The organism is Pedobacter sp. WC2423, from assembly GCF_040822065.1.
Taxonomy (GTDB): Bacteria; Bacteroidota; Bacteroidia; order Sphingobacteriales; family Sphingobacteriaceae; genus Pedobacter.
Genome location: NZ_CP162005.1, coordinates 1,292,104 through 1,309,269, shown reverse-complemented (window position 1 = coordinate 1,309,269; position 17,166 = coordinate 1,292,104). Strand labels below are relative to the sequence as shown.

Genomic DNA, 17,166 nt, shown 5'->3' with positions numbered 1-17,166 from the left:
ATTATTGTCAAGTTTACAAATGCATTATTTAGAATTATTTTGCATTAGCTCTCTAAATCTGAGCGTCAATCAGAAGTTTTTATCTAAAAAGTTTCTTTTTATTCCGTTTGCCTGGAGAAAAAAGAGCGTAAATTCAGGTTCTCAGCCCAATTTTCAAGGTTATTTCACTAAATATAGATATAAATTAAATTTTTATTCAAATACAATCCCTTAAAATTCAATTCATTATCAGTTTTTCAATAAAAAACATTAATTATTTCTTGATTTCGTTTTTGCAGACTGAACTCTTTTGCTACATTTGCAGTGGGCAAGTCCTTTACGATCAGCTCCCTTTGAACTCCCCCAGGGCGGGAACGAAGCAAGGGTAGAAGGTTGTAGCGGTGCGATAAAGGTTGCTTGCCCATTTTTTATTTTTTAGCAGATTGACTATGCTTTCATTGCACAATCTTCCGTCCAAAGCATACGCTAAATTTATCCATAGTTTATTTTTCCTTAAATCATATAAATCATGAAATTTTTCATTGACACAGCTAATCTTGAGCAAATCAAAGAAGCACAAGATCTTGGTGTATTAGATGGTGTAACGACCAATCCGAGCCTTATGGCTAAAGAAGGTATTTCAGGCGATCAGAATGTTATCGATCATTACAAAGCAATTTGTGCGATCGTTGACGGAGATGTGAGTGCTGAAGTTATCTCTACAGATTTTGAAAATATTATTAAAGAAGGCGAAGCTTTAGCTAAACTTGATCCAAAGATCGTAGTTAAAGTTCCGATGATTAAAGACGGTGTTAAAGCCATCAAATATTTCTCGTCAAAAGGAATCAGAACGAACTGTACATTGATTTTCTCTTCAGGACAAGCTTTATTGGCTGCTAAAGCAGGGGCTACTTATGTATCCCCTTTCCTTGGTCGTTTAGATGATATAGGTACTGACGGTTTACAATTAATCGAAGATATTCGTTTAATTTTTGATAACTACGGTTATGAAACTGAAATTCTTGCAGCTTCTATCCGTGGGCCACTACACATTATCAACTGTGCTAAATTAGGTGCAGATGTAATGACCGGACCATTATCAGCTATTTTAGGTTTATTAAAACACCCATTAACTGATAGCGGATTAGCTACATTCCTTGCTGATCACAAAAAAGCAGCTGAGGCTAAGGCTTAAGTTCTTGCTTAATATATAAGGTTAGCAAGCAAAAAGGCCGTTTCATAATTGAAACGGCCTTTTTGCCTTTTATAAAAGATTAAATTCAGCTTAATTCCTGGTTCCCTTCCAGAACAGCTTTTACTTTGTCATAGTCAATATGTTCATCAGGTGCGATCAGGATACCCTTCACTCCTGCTCCGTTTGCAGCTTCCACATCTCTTGGCTTATCGCCAATCATTACTGACAATGCAGGATCGATATTATATTCTGCAATAGCTTCAAGCAGCATTCCGGACTTAGGCTTGCGGCATTCACATTCACCGTTGACAGTTGGATGATGCGGGCAGTAATAAGCATGAATAATCTCAGCCCCCTGCTCTTCAAACTTATTGAACAGTATTTCGTGCATATCAGCCAGTGTATCTTCCGTATAACGTTGCAGAGCAATTCCTCCCTGGTTGGTAATGATTACCAAAAGGTAGCCTTCGTCAAATAATCTTTTTAAAGGAGGAATCTGATATTCCAGTACTTCAAAATCTTCTACCCGGCAGATGTAGTCATTCCGCTCATGATTAAGGACCCCATCACGGTCTAAAAAAATTGCTTTATTCATTATTTTTGATTTGCTGCCAAAGATCAAAATATAAATGAAAAACCAAAGATGATTTGTAAATTATAGTGTATTTACTACAGGTATTTCTCCATATTTCTTCAAATAACGGAATCCGGTTATTGCAGAATCACAAAGGTCATCAACTTTTGTATCCGGATTTTCTGTGATTAGTTTTTCACAAAATGCGATGTACTTGTTCATCACTGTACGCGACTCACCGTCTTTTACTGCATTGTTGGCTTCTAAACCACTACTAAATACAAGCTCGTATTTTTCTCTGTTGAATATATCCATACTCAAATGTAATTAACCTTTAATGAGAAAACAAATTAAATTTATGTTACTTTTGTTCATCTTGTAGTTAAATAATATAAACATAATATGTTTAAACACTTGTTCTTCATAAGAATACTCTTTTATCCGACATTATCTTTTGGAAGAAACAAATGATTTAATCTTTCAATAATTTATTTTAACATCCGATTAAACCAATAATAAGTATTACAGTCATAAGTGTAGAGTACAAGAACACACCTGATTAAAATGCAACAACACACCCAAATAGTAAAGGTCCGGCAATACACTGCCGGGCTTTTCATTTTAACTCCCTTCCCTTTTCTGTCCCCATTTTTGGGACCAAATCATAAACTTGTGGAGCAGGCTCTTTTTTAAGCATAAATTTTGACACGCTAAACAGAAAGTCTTTGCTGTCACGGATGCTCTTATGCCTCTGGAAATTGCGCTGAAAGCTTTCAATTTGCATTGGAATGACTCAGGTGAAACAAGGCCGGGCTGTCAGTAAATAAATTCAAAATAGCTAAATCATAAAGCTATATCGGCCGGGTACTGCCCGAGTACTGCCTGAGTACTCGTTAGGGTAAGAGCAGTGCTAAAGTAACGCGAGAGCATGGCAACTCTAAGTCAAAACAACTAGTTGAAATGACTTAGACTTGCCATAGTTACAGCCCGTTTACGACCTGGTGTCATCCCGACCACCACTCAGGCACAACCCAATCATAACCGGATGAAGATTAATGAAATTATAATTTCCCCTTTGACTAACCCATGGACAAAGCGGACAATTGCAGACAGCTGCGGACAATTACGGCCATTTTTTACGCATCAGGATAATCTTTAACGCGAATAGCTTAAATTGGTGGAAAAGCATTTATTTATTATGGGAAGTTTAACGGGTAAATTTTCAAACGGAATCCAGGACGATTTCATTTTTAAAGCAGCAGTTTGGAGTACAGGTTGTTTCAAAAGTTCTGTAGTGGGCAAAAGGAAACAAGCAATGGAAACCCAAAGGCATCAGAGCACTTTCCTAAAAGTAGCCAGCCTGGAAAAATCAGAATCTTTCCTAACGGCTGTTGAAACCCAAAAATGATTTGCTAAAGTATTAACTGTCAGCCATAAATCAGCTTACGAAAGATTATTTTGAGTTAACAAAACCTCACTATAATTATAGATATATTAGTACTATGAAACAGCTAAGTATTAAACATATTACGAATTTACATAGCGACTCCTTAAGGGGGCTTGACTTTTATACTCAGGAACTTGGAATCCTGCAAGAAAGACTGGAAGAGATCCTTGCCGACAATACTAATAAAGCGGTAGCAGAGCAAGTTGAGCATTTTCAGAATGAATTTATCATCCATAAAAATGCAATTAATGAGCTGAAGAACAGTATCCACGAGAATAACAATAATATTAAAGATCAGATCAGTGAATTTGATGGTTCAGTAGAGAAAATAACAATCTCAGATAACCACAATTTGCATGAAGACTATCTCACAGAAGAAAGGCTATTCAATGAATTGAGACATGAGTTCTATCGCTTTGCCTCAAAATGGATGTAATTTTTTCAAGTCATTAATAAGGATGCAATCTTTATTGATGACTTTTATTGAAGATAATGAAGAGAAAAACTGTATATTTTATCAGTGGTTTAGGGGCAGACAGGCGTGCTTTCAGAAAGCTCATCTTTCCACCTGATTTTGAATTAGTACATCTTGATTGGATTTCCCCTATCCTTAATGAATCTTTAGCAGCTTATGCAGCAAGATTAGCCTTGAGAATTGATACATCCGTACCATTCTATCTTGTCGGATTATCATTTGGCGGTATGCTGGCAACAGAAATCGCTAAAAAACTAAATCCTGTACATACTTTTCTGATTTCAAGTACCACTTCCTATAAAGGACTGCCCTGGTATTACCGCGCAGCAGGAAAATTAAGATTACAGAAGTTAGTGCCAGTTAGTCTTTTGAAAAAAGGCAACGGTATAGGCCTTAAGTTACTCGGTGCTAAAACACAGGATGAAATTACTTTACTCAAACAACTCGTTACAGCTTGTGATCCATACTTCATGAAGTGGGCGTTAACCTGTATCCTTGAATGGAGAAACACAGAACGGCCAGTAAATCTAACCCATATTCATGGAACAGCAGACAACATTTTGCCCTTTAGGTTTACAACAAAACCTGATGTCATTATTACTGGTGGCGGGCATTTCATGGTATATGCAAATGCTCGTGAAATTATGGATGTCATAACTTCTCGATGTTGATTCAATCCTGCATTTTCTAATGTACATTGCAATTCTCTTTATCGAAATATATTATATTTGATATATTAGCAATATCATATAAAGCAATGTAATCAGATTTATGAAGAAATATGACGATGCTTCCTGGCATTATGGTGGTGACTTCCCTCCCGGCCTTCCGCAAATAAATGGCGCAACGCACATCGGCATATTCCTGACCTGGTTTATAGAAAATAATTTGTTATCGGCTGAGCAAGTTTGTAATTATGAGGATGATATCCAAAATGTAAAAAACAGGACACTAACGGGAAGTGAATATTTAATGAGCAATTGTGATGGTAAATTAACCAGTAATGACCTGAATAAAACAGGTAATGAATTCGCGAAAGCCTACTATGAAGAAGGAACAAAATTTGCCAAAACCCACAAGGATTATTTAGGTGATTATGCACGACTGCTCAATATCAGAGTCGTTAACAACCTGCTTGACCAGGATACTTTGTATAGAATTGAAAATTCATGGAGCAACTATGATTTGCTTAAAGCAAGGATCGAAGAACGATTTGAACAATGGAAAGAATTTAAAAAGAAGAAATAATATTTTTGAACAGTAAATTATAACAGAACCAATTTAACAAGCTATGACCAGAAGATTTGTAAATCAGGACGATAACTCTAATAAATTTTGGAATATAACTACAGAAAATAAGACTCAAACTATAACCTTTGGTAAAGTAGGTACAAAAGGCCGTGAATTGCTTAAAGAATTTACCACCGAGGCAGAATGTGAGACAGAGACGGCTAAACTAATTGCTCAGAAAACTAAATCTGGTTATGTGGAGCTTAAGGAGAACGATGATATTCCGGTTAAAGAAGAGCTCTCAGAAGCTGAAGTAGCAGATCTGTTTTTTTGGGAATCTATCCGGAAATCTAATAAATACAGAAACTCAAACTGGGAAGATTATGATCCTGACGAACATATAGAAAATTTGACAGAACTACTTTCTAAAAGTGGAAAGCAGCGGCTCATCTTATTTGAGAAATGTTTGCAGGAAAAACTTCATGAACTCTATACGGCAGAAATTGCAGAGCTCTTTGTTATTCTGGATAATGATTTTGAAACCAAAAATGGCGTAATTACCTTTGAAGATTCTTTTTCTGGCGATGGATTTATTTACTTCAGATGCTGGTTGCTTTTAAAGGGGAAAGAATTCTTCGAGGGATTAAAAAAAGATCTCAATACATTTTTATCACCTGATTTTGACTTTAGCATTGGCAATGACTGGGCAGAAGGGTTACTGTATGTTGCTGATGAAGCCTATGGCATTAACCACGACAACGAGGATGAATCTGAAATCCGGGATGCTGTTTCCGAATTATATCCTGATGTAGTGAATTATGATGATTCCGAAGAAATGAACAGAGAAACCGAAAGCGGAGCTGGATATCATAAACGCTATCCTAAACTAGTTGAAGAAATAGTCGCTATCAGAAAACCATCATAGATACTTTTGAATACATATGCAAGCTGTTATTGTTCCTGTAAATCAGGAACAATAACGTTAAATAAATACATTGGATGAAATCAAATATAGCCTGCCAGATCCGTTAGCTATTATCGAAGGAACATAAGGCAAATATTTCGGGACCGACCAGATTGTTTTTATTTCGCTTTCTTTCATGCTTAAAACTTTAGAAAAGAGAATAGCCCTGTTTTCCATTCTTTCTTCCTTTGAAGAGCATCAGCATTAGCCGGGTAAGCCTCTAAAATATTCTTTACATTTTCCAGAGCTTCGCCTTTAGCTCCTGTACTATATAAAGCATCTGCATATTGAAGTTTAACTTTCAATAATTCCTCATCCCAGCTCCAGTTATTTCTGATATAACATTGGATCGCCTCAAAAGCAGCCTTATTACAATTATCCCATTTCTTTAACTCAAAATAACAATCAGCCAAATGAAGATAGGCCCTGCTCAATTCATATTCATTGTCAGGATAAACTACTTGAAGTGGTGCAATTAAAGCATTTAAATCTGTTATGGCCATTTCATAATTGCCCAGGTTCATATAAGATAATCCGCGCATATAATGAATTTTGCAACGAGAAGTATCCTGGATTGCATCCTTCTTTACTGATTGATAGTTATCCGCACAAGCAATACACTGATTGTAATCCTTAATGATATAATATTCCTGCATCAGCATAAACCACGCAGAATTATCATCGGGATTTTTAACCAGCTCATTTTGCCAGGCTTTGATTGCATCTTCCGGGCTTCCTTTACTCAATAAATCATGGCGGACATTTTGGATGATAATGTATTGCTCACTTAATTCAAACAACTCGTTTTCTGTAAGTTCGTTTTTGTTACTTTCCAGGAAAGAATCATATTCCTCAGTTATAGCATCTAAAATCTCATAAGTGTGTTCGTTACGACCTAGTTTATAGGTCATGTCCAGGATCTCGGCTTTGATTCTTAAATAATCTGAAAAAGATAAATAATCACTGCTATAAGTTGAAGCGATCTCAAATATTTCTATTGCCTCTTCATACTTTTCTAATCCTTTAAGGGCCGTCCCCCAGCTATTTAACTGCTCCCAAAAAGGAGAAAGAGCATATCCAATAGCATGTACCTCAGCTGCTTTTTCAAAATTACCAATCTCAGTCAGTGCTATGCCATAATTATTACAGCACATCGCAAAAGTGTGAATTTCATTGGCTAAACTTTCGCCGGCATTAGCATAAAAATATTCATAAAAGCCCTCATAAGAGACCTCGTAAAACTTGATTTTGAGTTCCTGTAATTCCTCAGCCAGCTCTTCAGTCCAGATTTTTGGAATGGATTCATAATAAAAATCACAACCCGCGGCATAGTACGCTTCAGGAGAATCAGCAGGCAAAGATTCAATACCTGGCAACTGCCCTGTAGCGCGGCAAGCCGCGTCAATATAACGGCGTAGTCCACGAGCCATACCTCCCATTTCTAAGCTCTTTTTCAGATAAGGCAAAGCCTCATTATACTTTTGTTCATCAAATAGAAATGTACCCGCAAAATGGTATGGAACATCCCAATCAGGATAGACCTTCATATAACTTAGAGAAAGACTTAATATTTCTATCTTATCTGCTTTCAGGTGCTCTGAAAACCTTCTTAGCGCTATGATTAAACTGTGTACTAAAAGTTTATTCAGCTTACTTTTGTCATTTAACTCATTGATTTTTTGATACAGATCAATGAGTTCCTGATGAGGTTGATCATCACTATAAGTAAAAGCCATAAAAGCCGCTTCTCCTGCCAATTCTAACCGCTGATAATCCAGAGCAAGTAATGCAACTGCATTATGCGTCAGATAATTGTGATGTGGATATGCTTTGCCTTCTCTGTAAGTTTGAAATACCTTCAAAGCGTCTTCTTTATGCCAGAGATATATATTCGTTTTTTCCAGGTATAATAAGCTTAATTCTTTGTCAAGAATACTTCTGTTGGCAGGATACAGTGCTTTATAATGGGTAATCATCAGCTCTATATCTTCCAGAACCAGTTCCATATGATCCAGCATAAAATTAACCTGGCGGCGGTATCCGATTGCTTTTAGCCTGGTATCTTCATTTTCTGAAAGGGCGAGGATGTCACAGTAAACCCGGGCTTCCGGTAAATTATCCTGTGTGACAAAAATGTTAATATAAGCAGCGTATAACATTGCTTCCTCATGTGCAGGCTGAAATTTTAAAACATATTCAAAACTATGATAGGCAGTTGCATATAAAGAAGTATCATTCCGGTCAGTATTAAAACTTTGACTTGCCAATTGATATTCGCATTTAGCTTTAAGCAGCAGCGCCTCAAAGCTATCAGGATTTACCAGGAGAAAGGGATTCAAAGATTCAAGGCATTTTGAGAGTTCACCTTGATTATAAAGGGATTGTAAGTCTTGTATAGTGGTCATATTGTATTTATCCTGTTAAACCGGCGAAAAGCCGGCTGCTAACATAAAAGCTCGATTAAATGACAAATATAATATTACACGAAATAAAGAAGGTCGTTTGTCTTAATATATTTAAAAATGAAGTTCTTTTTCCATCTCAATCAGGATGATATCTTTTAACGGTTTGCCATATTTATGATATTCTAGCGGAAATGGAGATTTTTTACCCGTTATAACATATCCCCTTCTTTGATACCAGGCAATTAGTTCAGTTCTATCCTCAATGACTGTTATATTGATTTTATTGCTGTGTTGTTTTTTCGCATGTTCTTCAGCGCCTTGCAATAACATTCTGCCAATACCACCGTCCTGAAATTCAGGATTGACTGCAAGCATACCTAAATAGAGCGCTTCTTGTTTCTGCTCCAGGTAGACACAACCAATAATCTGATGCTCCGGATTTGTATACTTTAATACAGAAATCTTCAGATTTGTCAGGTAATCCGTTAGTATTTCTTCATCGATACGAATTTCGCCCGCTAATAAAAGAATTTCAGATGTCCATCCTTTAGTGGAAGTTTCACCACGATAAGTAGTGTTGACTAAGGTTAGTAGTGCTGATAAATCAGCAATTGAGGCTTTTGAAATTGACATGATTTAATAAAAAACGAAGGTAGCAGAAATAGCTTAAAGAGTTTTAATAATTAAATAGGATAAAACGCTCAGAAATTAAAACCATTTGTTTTATTATCGGTTATATCGCCAATCTAAATTTGTTCCATATGAAGTTTAATAATACTATCGATCAGGCATGAGTTTAGCGGAACGAATTATTACCTCTAACAAGGGTATGCTTGCTGATATGATACAGCTCAAATACCAGGCAATGACAGAAAGTGCCTTTCGGTTTTTCAGAGGAACATGTGAAATTTTTTATCAGGACTTATCACTTTGGAAATCAATGCCCGGTTCTCCTTTAAGCTGGATATGCGGAGATCTTCATGTAGAAAACTTTGGCAGTTATAAGTCTGACGATGGGCAGGTTTATTTTGACCTGAATGATTTTGATGAAGCATTGCTCGCTCCAGTAGCATTTGAATTGGTAAGGATGTTAACCAGCATTTTCCTTTGTTTTGATTTTTTAGAACTGGAAGATCTCAAGGCGATGAATATGGCAACAGTCTTTCTGAAAAATTATAGTGCAGTTTTAACCAGGGGAAAAGCACTTGCCATAGAACCAAGGATTGCCAAAGGTATCATCAGTACCTTTTTGATGGCGGTATCTAAACGTAAACAGAGCCGTTTGCTGGACAAGCGTACTGAAGTCAGAAAACGGAAAGTCGTACTTTCTTTACAGGATGAAAGACATTTTGAGCTGAATAAAGACTTAAGAAAGGATTTAACTGAACACTTAACAGACTGGATAAACAACCACAGTAAAAGTCCTTACAATTATAAAGTACGTGATGTTGTTTTCCGGCTTGCAGGCACCGGAAGTGTAGGTACTAAACGCTATATGTTTCTATTGGAAAATGTCCTTAAGAGAGGAAAATACCTGATTGTAGATATGAAGCAGTCACAACCAAGTGCACTGATGCCCTATATTAAGGCTCCGCAACCTCCATGGAAAACTGAATCTGAACGTGTGGTTTTTGCGCAGGAACTTTCTCAGCATATGCCCTGCTCACTGTTAAGTCACACTTTATTTAAGGGCGATTCTTTTGTTATTAAGGAAATGCAGCCATCTGAAGATAAGGTCAAATTCAGGTTGATTCAGGATCAGTATAGAGATATCTTTCAGGTTATTGATGATATGGCTGCGTTAACCGCATCGGCTCATATCAGAAGTTCAGGTAGAAAAGGATCGGCTATCGCTGATGAACTTATTGAATTTGGTAAGGATACAAAATGGCAGCAAGAACTGATTAACTATGCCTTTAACTATGCAAAAAAAGTGAAGAAGGATTTCAAGCTATTCAAGTCTGGATTTGATTCAGGGATCTATGCCAACAGTTAATATACAGCAATTGTTATTCTGCGAATAACTTATATTTACAAAATTCTTAACCTCTTTAAAAGGATCAAATGATTGAAAATACTTTCGGCATGAATATTATTCCGGATAATGATTCCGAAAGGCTTTTGGCACTTAAACGATATAGGGTTATGGATAGCCCTTCTGAGGCTTCTTTTGACAATATTGCCCGCTTATGTACACAAATATTTAATGTTCCGATTTCTCTGGTATCACTGGTTGATGCGGAAAGGGTATTCTTCAAGGCTAATGCAGGCATGGGGAAAGCCAAAGATGCAAACCGGGGCAAGAGCTTATGTGCGCTGGCTGTTTTAAATCCGGAGCCAACAATATTTGAAGATGCTTTAAAAGAAGCCTGTCTGATCGCAAACCCGAATGTTGCAGGAGATTTCGGTTTAAGATTTTATGCAGGCGCACCGCTGATTACGCACGATGGCTTTCTGATTGGAACCTTATGTATTATCGATCAGCAGCCCCGTGTATTTTCTAAACAGGAAGAAGTAATTTTAAAAGGACTCGCTACGGCTGTTATGGATCAGCTGGAATTGAGGTTATCTGCATTAGAAGAGATTGGCAAACAACAAGTGATTAATAATGAATTGATTCAGCATCAGGAAGAGATGCAAAGTATCAATGAAGAGCTCACTGTAATCAATGAAGAGCTGCAGGAGTCCAGAGAACATTTACAGCAGCTGAACGGAGATCTGAAAAAGAGCGAAAATCGTTTTCGTGAACTTATTGAACAGGCTCCGGTAGCGATCTCTATTTATAGCGGGCCTGAATTAATTATCGAACAGGCAAATACTTCTATGCTTAATATGCTGGGCAGGACAGCTGAAATTATTGGAAAACCTTTATTGATAGCAAGGCCGGAACTGATTGCTCACCCCTATCTGAAAGTGATCAGGAATGTTTTAGAATCAGGAGAAGATCATATAGGGTTGGGAGTCAAAGCACCCGTAATTGACAACGGATCAGTGAAAGAAAAATATTTTGATGTTACTTATAAAGCCCTTAAAGATGAATTAGGCAATATAACCGGAGTAATCGTTCTAGGTATTGATGTGAGTGAAAAGATAGCGAGTCGTCTGCGGGAGACAGAAATGAATGAAGAATTAGCAGTAATCAATGAAGAATTAACAGCTTCAAACGAAGATTTGATTAGTTCTCAGGATTATCTGATTGAAGTAAACAGTCATCTGAATAGAAGTGAATCCAGGTTCCGTGGAATATTGCAACAGGCAACTGCGGGGATTATGGTATGTAACGGCAGAGAAATGATTATTGAGTCGGTAAATGATACTATGCTTGGTATTATTGGTAAGTCGGCAGATATAGTTCAAAAGCGTTTTGCTGATGCTATCCCGGAAATTGAAGGACAGCCTTTTTTAAAGCTGCTTGATGACGTGTATACTACTGGAACAACACATGTTTTTAATGAAACCAAGGCTATTGTAGACCATAATGGTCAGCTTGTTGAAGGCTATTTTAATATAACTTATCAGGCCATTAAGGATGATAAGGAAATTATTACCGGAATTCTGATTGTAGCGACTGATGTAACCCAGCAGGTACATTCAAAAAAAGAGGTACAAAAAGCGGAGGATATGCTTCGTTTTTCTGTAGAAGCTGCCAAAATAGGAACTTTTGTCATTAATCAGACCACACGTGTTATGGTTGCCTCTCCCCGGTTAAAAGAAATCTTTGGCTATTATCCTGAGGAAGAAATGCCTTATGATGCTGCTGTGGTACAGATTTCTGAGGAGCATCGGGAGCGTGTACTTGCTGCTGTCGAGGCAGCGTTTATTAAGGGTGAAGATTATTTTACAGAGTATTCATTAACGGGATTTCATGATCAGCAATTGCGCTGGGTAAGAGCAGTAGGAAAACTAAATCAATTTACAGCAGATGGAGAAATCTACTTTTCCGGAGCGATCATAGATATTACGGAGCAAAAGCAAGATGAACAGCGTAAGAATGATTTTATTTCTATGGTAAGTCATGAACTTAAAACGCCACTGACCTCACTCAAAGGCTATTTGCAGATTTTAGAGCAAAGGGCTAAAAAGGCACAGGAAAGTACTTCAATACTGATGCATGATAAAGCAAATAGCCAGGTTAAAAAAATGATTACTATGATCAATGGCTTCTTAAACGTTTCGCGTTTAGATTCTGGTAAAATTCATATAGAGAAAAGGGATTTTGATATTACTTCTCTTTTTAAGGAGGCGGACGAAGAAGCACAATCTACTATATTTAGCCATCAGGTTATTTTCGCTGAAGCCGAATCAGCAATTTTAAATGCTGACCGGGATAAAGTGGGTCAGGTCATTCATAACTTTGTGAGTAATGCTGTCAAATATTCACCTGAAGGAAGTCTGGTTCTGGTCAGTAGTAAAATCAATAATGGTGAGCTATTAGTTCAGGTTAAGGATCAGGGAAGAGGAATTAAGGCTCAGGATAAGGACAAACTATTCGACCGCTTTTACAGGGTCTTCAATGATGATATTATCTCAGGTTTTGGTATTGGTCTTTACTTATGTGCGGAGATTATAGAAAGACACCAGGGAAAAATCGGGGTAGAAAGTGAATTTGGAGAAGGCAGTACCTTTTGGTTTAGTTTACCAGTATGTCCGGTTTCTTTTTAAGCTAAGTATTTAGCCAAAAATACAGGTAGTTGTTTTGACTAACTTTATATTTGGTGTGATGTTGGTAATTCTGACGCTCATTAAATAATGAATAACAACGATACTAATCGCCTTTCCCGACTGGCTGCAATTTTGACTCAGCTTCAAACAAAAAGAATAATGACCGCACCAGAACTTGCTGACAAGTTCGCTGTAAGTATCAGGACTATTTACAGGGATATCAGGACATTGGAGCAATCAGGTGTACCGGTTTTAACACAAGACGGCAAAGGTTACACTTTGATGGAAGGCTATAGAATCCCGCCGGTCATGTTTACCGAAAAACAGGCTAACGCATTAATTCTTGCCGAACAATTAGTATTAAAGAACAAAGACGCCTCGTTTGTTAAAGATTATACTGAAGCTATTGAAAAGATTAAAGCGGTATTGGGACATCAGGTAAAAGACAAAGCCAACCTGCTTGCAGAACGTACCCGATTTAGTCAAAATATTAACAGTGAAAAGAACAGTAATAATCTTTCTGATTTGCAATTTGCACTTACTAATTATTTGGTGGTGAAAATCGGATATCTCAATGAAGCTAATCAGAATAGTGAAAGATTGATAGAGCCTTTTGCTTTACTGAGTACCACAGAGAATTGGTTATTAGTTGCCTGGTGCCGGTTGCGTAACGATTTTCGATACTTCCGGCTAGATAGAATTAAAAGGCTGGAAGTATCCGGCGAAAAATTTAGCCCCCATAAAATGACCCTGCAAGAATATTTTGATAAATATTATTAATTATTTTGCACCCCTGACATAAGGCTCAGGGGGGTCAGGTTTTGCATCAAATAGTATGTTTACGCGATCAGGATTTTGCTCCTATTCATCTGCTGTACCAATTGCCAACTCCTTCAGCTCTGGATGGAACAGGTTTGCAACAAGCCCCTTATTTTTGCTTTGTTCTAATCAAAGAGAAAGGGTTGCTGTTTTTGGAGCAACCCTTTCGAATACCTGACATCAATCCGATACGTACACCCAATAGGATTCGAACCTATGACCTACGGTTTAGAAAACCGTTGCTCTATCCAGCTGAGCTATGGATGCATTCCTGTTAAGGGTCGCAAGGATAGTAGAAAAAATCAGAAGCCGCAAATATGAAATGGATTTTTTCAGGAGAAAAATCCTAACTACTTTGCAATCAGGCAGAATAATTTTGCGCTAACTGATAGATTTTCCGAATGGTGAAAATGCCAGGTTCATCAACTTGAAATGTTGTCTTCCGAATGGGATACCTACAATAGTGATACATAAGAGTATGCCAAAAAATAAGTGTGTAAGTGCAATCCACACACCACCGCAAAAAAACCAGATAATATTCATCACCGTTGACAGGCAGCCTGTATTTGATGAAGTGTCCGTAATCTTAACTCCAAACGGTGCCAGTCCGACTATGGCAAATTTAAAACATTGAAGTCCGAACGGGATTCCTATGACGGTAAGACAAAGAAGCAACCCTCCTATTATATATTCAAAGAAAATAAATATTCCACCAAAAATAATCCATAATATATTGCCTAAAAAGTTCATATTGTGTTTTTTTATAATTTATAATTAAGATGGCTAATTCCTTAATTAGTTACAATTCGCATGATAATTATTATAATTTATTGTAAATTTCCAATTATTTGATACAAATTAGCCAATCATTATTAATGCAAATTTATGAGTAAGACAGATTTCTTTAACGGTCATGATTATTTTATTGATGAAGAGATACATTTTTTTAAGTTCGGGAATGTTTATAATATATTCAATGAAACTGGCGAAAATATTGGTGCAGTCAAACAAACCGTTTCATTTGGGCAAAAATTGCTGATACTTTTAATCGGTAAACCTGTTTTACCATTTAAACTGGAAATTGTAAACAATGATGATGAATTGCAGGCTACTATTTCCAGAGGCTGGACATTTTTGATGTCAAAAATTAGCGTTAGTGATCCTGATGGAAATGAACTGGCGTCTATTCAGCAGAAATATAAATTATTTAAGCCAACATTCAGGATTTTAGATACTTCAGGTCAGTTAATCGCTGAGATTAAAGGGGATTGGAAAGCATGGGCATTTCAGATCAAGGACACCAACGATACTGAAATCGGTACAATCAGTAAAAAATGGGCTGGCGCAATGCGGGAGATTTTCACACATGCCGATAAATACAACGTGCATATCAATCCTGATTATACGCAAAGCAAACATAAAGTAGCTATTTTGTCAGCAGCGATTACTATTGATATGGTATTAAAAAATCAAAAATAAGCTCAATAATGATGAATTTATGCTCAATCTTTTAAGCTCCTGGACAGATAAAATGTAGTGCCAGTCCCTATTTTACTAGTGGCCCATATTTTTACACCCATCATCAGTGCCATTTCATAAGAGATACTTAGAGCAAGGCCAGCCCCCTGATCGTCTGTGTTTTCCCAGTCACTTGCATTTGACTTAAAAAGCTGGTCTACTTTATCCTGATTCATTCCCGCTCCCTGATCCTTGATCGCAATTACAGTATGCTGGTCTTTTAAATAAGAAGAAATATGAATAATTCCGTCTGCTGGTGAATATTTAGTTGCATTGTTCAGCATATTCCGGATAATAAAAAGCAGCATATGCCGATGCGCATGGAATTCAGTTTGTGCAGGGATATCCAGAACCAGTTTAATGTTCTTTTTGGCCTGAGCTATTTTAAAGAAGGAATTTGCTTCGGGAATCAGTTCGTTAAGGATAAGTTTTGAAGGCTGGTATTTAAAGCCGCTTTTCTGAGATTTAATCCATTCCAGTAATCCGTCCATGAAAGAGAGGCTTTTTTGTGAAGTTTCACTCAGTTCTGCCATGATCTCCAATTTTTCCTCTTCAGTTAACAAATCTACATCCATATTAAACACGCTGGAAAGCATTACAATGGTACTGAAAGGTTGTCTGATATCGTGCGCAATCACAGAGATCAGCATCGTGTTAAAATGATTCGTTTGCTGTAGTTCCTTATTTTGTTTTATTGCGACTTCATGTAATTCGCGCTGAACATCTCCATATTGCCTTTTGATTCTTAAGGAGCGATAAATAACAAATAACATAGCCATACTTACAGCAAACAAACAACCAAGCAAAGCTATTACTTTAAGATTTGAATTCTCCTTCAGTCTGAGTTCTTTATTTTCATTCTCATTCAAGGCAAAATTCATATAATTATAGCCAGACTTATTGGTCGCTTTGTTGATCATATCGCGTTTAGCAAGTAATAGCGACATATAAAAGTAAGCGCTATCCATCTGGTTATGTGATTTGTAAAAATTATACAACCGCTCTGATAGTAGTAAATAAAATTCAGGGTAGCCGTACTTTCTGGAAGTATCTAATCCCTTTTTGTAATAATCAAGACCTGCTTGTGTATTTTCAGAGTCAAGAAAAGTATCACCTAAGCCAATATAAGACTCTACTTTTGTATATTGAAGACCTAAACTATCTGCTTTATGCAGTATTCTGGTTTGTATTGCAATTCCTTTTTGTTTTTCTCCAGCATTGTAAATTTGTAATGCGCGTACCTGTTCGTAAAATAAAAGTAATCTTTCATCCTTATATTTTTGGGCAATAGCCAGCCCCTCTTTAAATAACTTTATTGATTTTTTCTGACTCAGATTCTGATCTATAGATATGACATTGCTGATAATCAGCGCGCGGATAGAATCATTCTTCAGGGATTTACTCTTTTCATAAGCCAGGTAAATATAGCGTAAAGCTGCCTTGTCATCCTTGTCTACAGACATCAGCACACCAATATTCATGAGTACATGGCAGACATTTCCCTGATCATTGATTGATTTGTAAATCCGGAGTGCATCATTAAAATATTTTGCAGAGAGATAATTATTCACCGAAACGTTGGAGATAGCCTCGCAATTTAAAGCATCAGCAATTCCCTTATTGTAATTGAGCCTTATAGCTATTGCTTTGGCTTTTTGTGCGTAAAACTTACAGGAATCACGATAGTTCATATGAGATAAAATCGCGATCCGGTTCAGCACATCTACATATTTTATACTGTCTTTAATTAACGGGATGCTTGATTCTAGCCTGTCAATTTCGTGAGTCTGGGAAAATACACTATTATAATTAACTAAAGAAATACTGAGGATAAATAAGAGAACAGGAAATTTAAACATAGGATAGACAATGAGTAGCTCGGTTAAAAAACCCATTCG

The 17,166-nt window shown here is 36.9% G+C and carries 16 protein-coding genes, 1 tRNA gene and 1 other RNA gene; 11 read left to right on the top strand and 7 right to left on the bottom strand.

Annotation, left to right across the window (positions count from 1 at the left end; all coding sequences use genetic code 11):
- The first annotated feature begins 305 nt into the window (after window positions 1-305).
- Window positions 306-405, top strand: an RNA gene (gene ffs, locus AB3G38_RS04970) — signal recognition particle sRNA small type.
- A gap of 103 nt (window positions 406-508) precedes the next feature.
- Window positions 509-1,174, top strand: coding sequence for a fructose-6-phosphate aldolase (fsa, locus tag AB3G38_RS04965; RefSeq protein ID WP_183867139.1), 666 nt, complete (start codon window positions 509-511; stop codon window positions 1,172-1,174).
- 85 nt (window positions 1,175-1,259) lie between these two features.
- Here the strand turns inward: fsa and AB3G38_RS04960 are convergent, their stop codons facing one another.
- Entirely contained in the window at window positions 1,260-1,769 is a 510-nt protein-coding gene (locus AB3G38_RS04960; protein ID WP_367867392.1) for a D-glycero-alpha-D-manno-heptose-1,7-bisphosphate 7-phosphatase, read from the bottom strand.
- A 60-nt stretch (window positions 1,770-1,829) separates the two neighbouring features.
- Window positions 1,830-2,063 carry a hypothetical protein gene (locus AB3G38_RS04955; protein ID WP_367867391.1) on the bottom strand — a complete coding sequence of 78 codons (234 nt, stop codon included), beginning with the start codon at window positions 2,061-2,063 and terminating at the stop codon, window positions 1,830-1,832.
- A gap of 883 nt (window positions 2,064-2,946) precedes the next feature.
- Between AB3G38_RS04955 and AB3G38_RS04950 the strand changes: the two genes are divergently transcribed.
- The 5 genes from AB3G38_RS04950 (at window position 2,947) to AB3G38_RS04930 (ending at window position 5,825) form a co-directional block, all read left to right on the top strand.
- On the top strand, window positions 2,947-3,156 hold the full coding sequence (locus AB3G38_RS04950) for a hypothetical protein (RefSeq protein WP_367867390.1): 210 nt from the start codon (window positions 2,947-2,949) through the stop codon (window positions 3,154-3,156).
- A 94-nt stretch (window positions 3,157-3,250) separates the two neighbouring features.
- Window positions 3,251-3,631 (top strand): hypothetical protein, encoded by a 381-nt coding sequence (locus AB3G38_RS04945; protein WP_367867389.1) that lies wholly within the window; start codon window positions 3,251-3,253, stop codon window positions 3,629-3,631.
- 56 nt (window positions 3,632-3,687) lie between these two features.
- A complete protein-coding gene (locus tag AB3G38_RS04940; RefSeq protein WP_367867388.1) occupies window positions 3,688-4,341 on the top strand; it encodes an alpha/beta hydrolase in 654 nt (217 codons plus the stop codon).
- A 100-nt stretch (window positions 4,342-4,441) separates the two neighbouring features.
- Window positions 4,442-4,918: a hypothetical protein gene (locus tag AB3G38_RS04935; RefSeq protein ID WP_367867387.1), complete on the top strand. Its 477-nt coding sequence runs from the start codon at window positions 4,442-4,444 to the stop codon at window positions 4,916-4,918.
- A gap of 43 nt (window positions 4,919-4,961) precedes the next feature.
- Complete coding sequence (locus AB3G38_RS04930; protein ID WP_367867386.1) at window positions 4,962-5,825, top strand: WGR domain-containing protein; 864 nt, start codon at window positions 4,962-4,964, stop codon at window positions 5,823-5,825.
- A gap of 179 nt (window positions 5,826-6,004) precedes the next feature.
- Here AB3G38_RS04930 and AB3G38_RS04925 read toward each other — a convergent pair whose 3' ends face one another.
- Both AB3G38_RS04925 and AB3G38_RS04920 read right to left on the bottom strand, forming a co-directional pair.
- Window positions 6,005-8,269 carry a hypothetical protein gene (locus AB3G38_RS04925; RefSeq protein WP_367867385.1) on the bottom strand — a complete coding sequence of 755 codons (2,265 nt, stop codon included), beginning with the start codon at window positions 8,267-8,269 and terminating at the stop codon, window positions 6,005-6,007.
- 111 nt (window positions 8,270-8,380) lie between these two features.
- The gene (locus tag AB3G38_RS04920; RefSeq protein WP_367867384.1) at window positions 8,381-8,902 is read right to left on the bottom strand and encodes a GNAT family N-acetyltransferase; all 522 of its coding nucleotides are present in this window, start codon (window positions 8,900-8,902) and stop codon (window positions 8,381-8,383) included.
- Window positions 8,903-9,059: 157 nt separating this feature from the next.
- Here AB3G38_RS04920 and AB3G38_RS04915 point away from each other — a divergent pair, with 157 nt between their 5' ends.
- The 3 genes from AB3G38_RS04915 to AB3G38_RS04905 all read left to right on the top strand — a co-directional run bounded on the left by AB3G38_RS04915 (window position 9,060) and on the right by AB3G38_RS04905 (window position 13,711).
- On the top strand, window positions 9,060-10,265 hold the full coding sequence (locus AB3G38_RS04915) for a DUF2252 domain-containing protein (protein WP_367867383.1): 1,206 nt from the start codon (window positions 9,060-9,062) through the stop codon (window positions 10,263-10,265).
- Window positions 10,266-10,333: 68 nt separating this feature from the next.
- Complete coding sequence (locus AB3G38_RS04910) at window positions 10,334-12,931, top strand: ATP-binding protein (protein ID WP_367867382.1); 2,598 nt, start codon at window positions 10,334-10,336, stop codon at window positions 12,929-12,931.
- 87 nt (window positions 12,932-13,018) lie between these two features.
- Window positions 13,019-13,711 carry a helix-turn-helix transcriptional regulator gene (locus tag AB3G38_RS04905; protein ID WP_367867381.1) on the top strand — a complete coding sequence of 231 codons (693 nt, stop codon included), beginning with the start codon at window positions 13,019-13,021 and terminating at the stop codon, window positions 13,709-13,711.
- A 232-nt stretch (window positions 13,712-13,943) separates the two neighbouring features.
- On the opposite strand, the gene AB3G38_RS04900 is transcribed toward AB3G38_RS04905, so the two are convergent.
- Together AB3G38_RS04900 and AB3G38_RS04895 are read right to left on the bottom strand one after the other, a co-directional pair.
- Window positions 13,944-14,017: transfer RNA gene (locus tag AB3G38_RS04900), tRNA-Arg, on the bottom strand.
- Window positions 14,018-14,131: 114 nt separating this feature from the next.
- Window positions 14,132-14,500 (bottom strand): YccF domain-containing protein, encoded by a 369-nt coding sequence (locus AB3G38_RS04895; protein WP_367867380.1) that lies wholly within the window; start codon window positions 14,498-14,500, stop codon window positions 14,132-14,134.
- Between the two features lie 135 nt (window positions 14,501-14,635).
- Here AB3G38_RS04895 and AB3G38_RS04890 point away from each other — a divergent pair, with 135 nt between their 5' ends.
- Window positions 14,636-15,229 carry an LURP-one-related/scramblase family protein gene (locus tag AB3G38_RS04890; protein ID WP_367867379.1) on the top strand — a complete coding sequence of 198 codons (594 nt, stop codon included), beginning with the start codon at window positions 14,636-14,638 and terminating at the stop codon, window positions 15,227-15,229.
- Window positions 15,230-15,252: 23 nt separating this feature from the next.
- Here AB3G38_RS04890 and AB3G38_RS04885 read toward each other — a convergent pair whose 3' ends face one another.
- Window positions 15,253-17,127 carry a sensor histidine kinase gene (locus tag AB3G38_RS04885; RefSeq protein ID WP_367867378.1) on the bottom strand — a complete coding sequence of 625 codons (1,875 nt, stop codon included), beginning with the start codon at window positions 17,125-17,127 and terminating at the stop codon, window positions 15,253-15,255.
- Window positions 17,128-17,166 lie beyond the last annotated feature (39 nt).

Excerpts from the sequence above, each read along its gene's own strand:
- AB3G38_RS04920 (WP_367867384.1), bottom strand. The coding sequence starts at position 8,902 with ATGTCAATTTCAAAAGCCTCAATTGCTGATTTATCAGCACTACTAACC.
- AB3G38_RS04930 (WP_367867386.1), top strand. The coding sequence starts at position 4,962 with ATGACCAGAAGATTTGTAAATCAGGACGATAACTCTAATAAATTTTGG.
- AB3G38_RS04940 (WP_367867388.1), top strand. The coding sequence starts at position 3,688 with ATGAAGAGAAAAACTGTATATTTTATCAGTGGTTTAGGGGCAGACAGG.
- AB3G38_RS04955 (WP_367867391.1), bottom strand. The coding sequence starts at position 2,063 with ATGGATATATTCAACAGAGAAAAATACGAGCTTGTATTTAGTAGTGGT.
- AB3G38_RS04915 (WP_367867383.1), top strand. The coding sequence starts at position 9,060 with ATGAGTTTAGCGGAACGAATTATTACCTCTAACAAGGGTATGCTTGCT.
- AB3G38_RS04945 (WP_367867389.1), top strand. The coding sequence starts at position 3,251 with ATGAAACAGCTAAGTATTAAACATATTACGAATTTACATAGCGACTCC.
- AB3G38_RS04885 (WP_367867378.1), bottom strand. The coding sequence starts at position 17,127 with ATGTTTAAATTTCCTGTTCTCTTATTTATCCTCAGTATTTCTTTAGTT.
- AB3G38_RS04935 (WP_367867387.1), top strand. The coding sequence starts at position 4,442 with ATGAAGAAATATGACGATGCTTCCTGGCATTATGGTGGTGACTTCCCT.
- AB3G38_RS04905 (WP_367867381.1), top strand. The coding sequence starts at position 13,019 with ATGAATAACAACGATACTAATCGCCTTTCCCGACTGGCTGCAATTTTG.
- AB3G38_RS04925 (WP_367867385.1), bottom strand. The coding sequence starts at position 8,269 with ATGACCACTATACAAGACTTACAATCCCTTTATAATCAAGGTGAACTC.
- AB3G38_RS04895 (WP_367867380.1), bottom strand. The coding sequence starts at position 14,500 with ATGAACTTTTTAGGCAATATATTATGGATTATTTTTGGTGGAATATTT.
- AB3G38_RS04950 (WP_367867390.1), top strand. The coding sequence starts at position 2,947 with ATGGGAAGTTTAACGGGTAAATTTTCAAACGGAATCCAGGACGATTTC.
- AB3G38_RS04960 (WP_367867392.1), bottom strand. The coding sequence starts at position 1,769 with ATGAATAAAGCAATTTTTTTAGACCGTGATGGGGTCCTTAATCATGAG.
- AB3G38_RS04890 (WP_367867379.1), top strand. The coding sequence starts at position 14,636 with ATGAGTAAGACAGATTTCTTTAACGGTCATGATTATTTTATTGATGAA.
- AB3G38_RS04910 (WP_367867382.1), top strand. The coding sequence starts at position 10,334 with ATGATTGAAAATACTTTCGGCATGAATATTATTCCGGATAATGATTCC.
- fsa (WP_183867139.1), top strand. The coding sequence starts at position 509 with ATGAAATTTTTCATTGACACAGCTAATCTTGAGCAAATCAAAGAAGCA.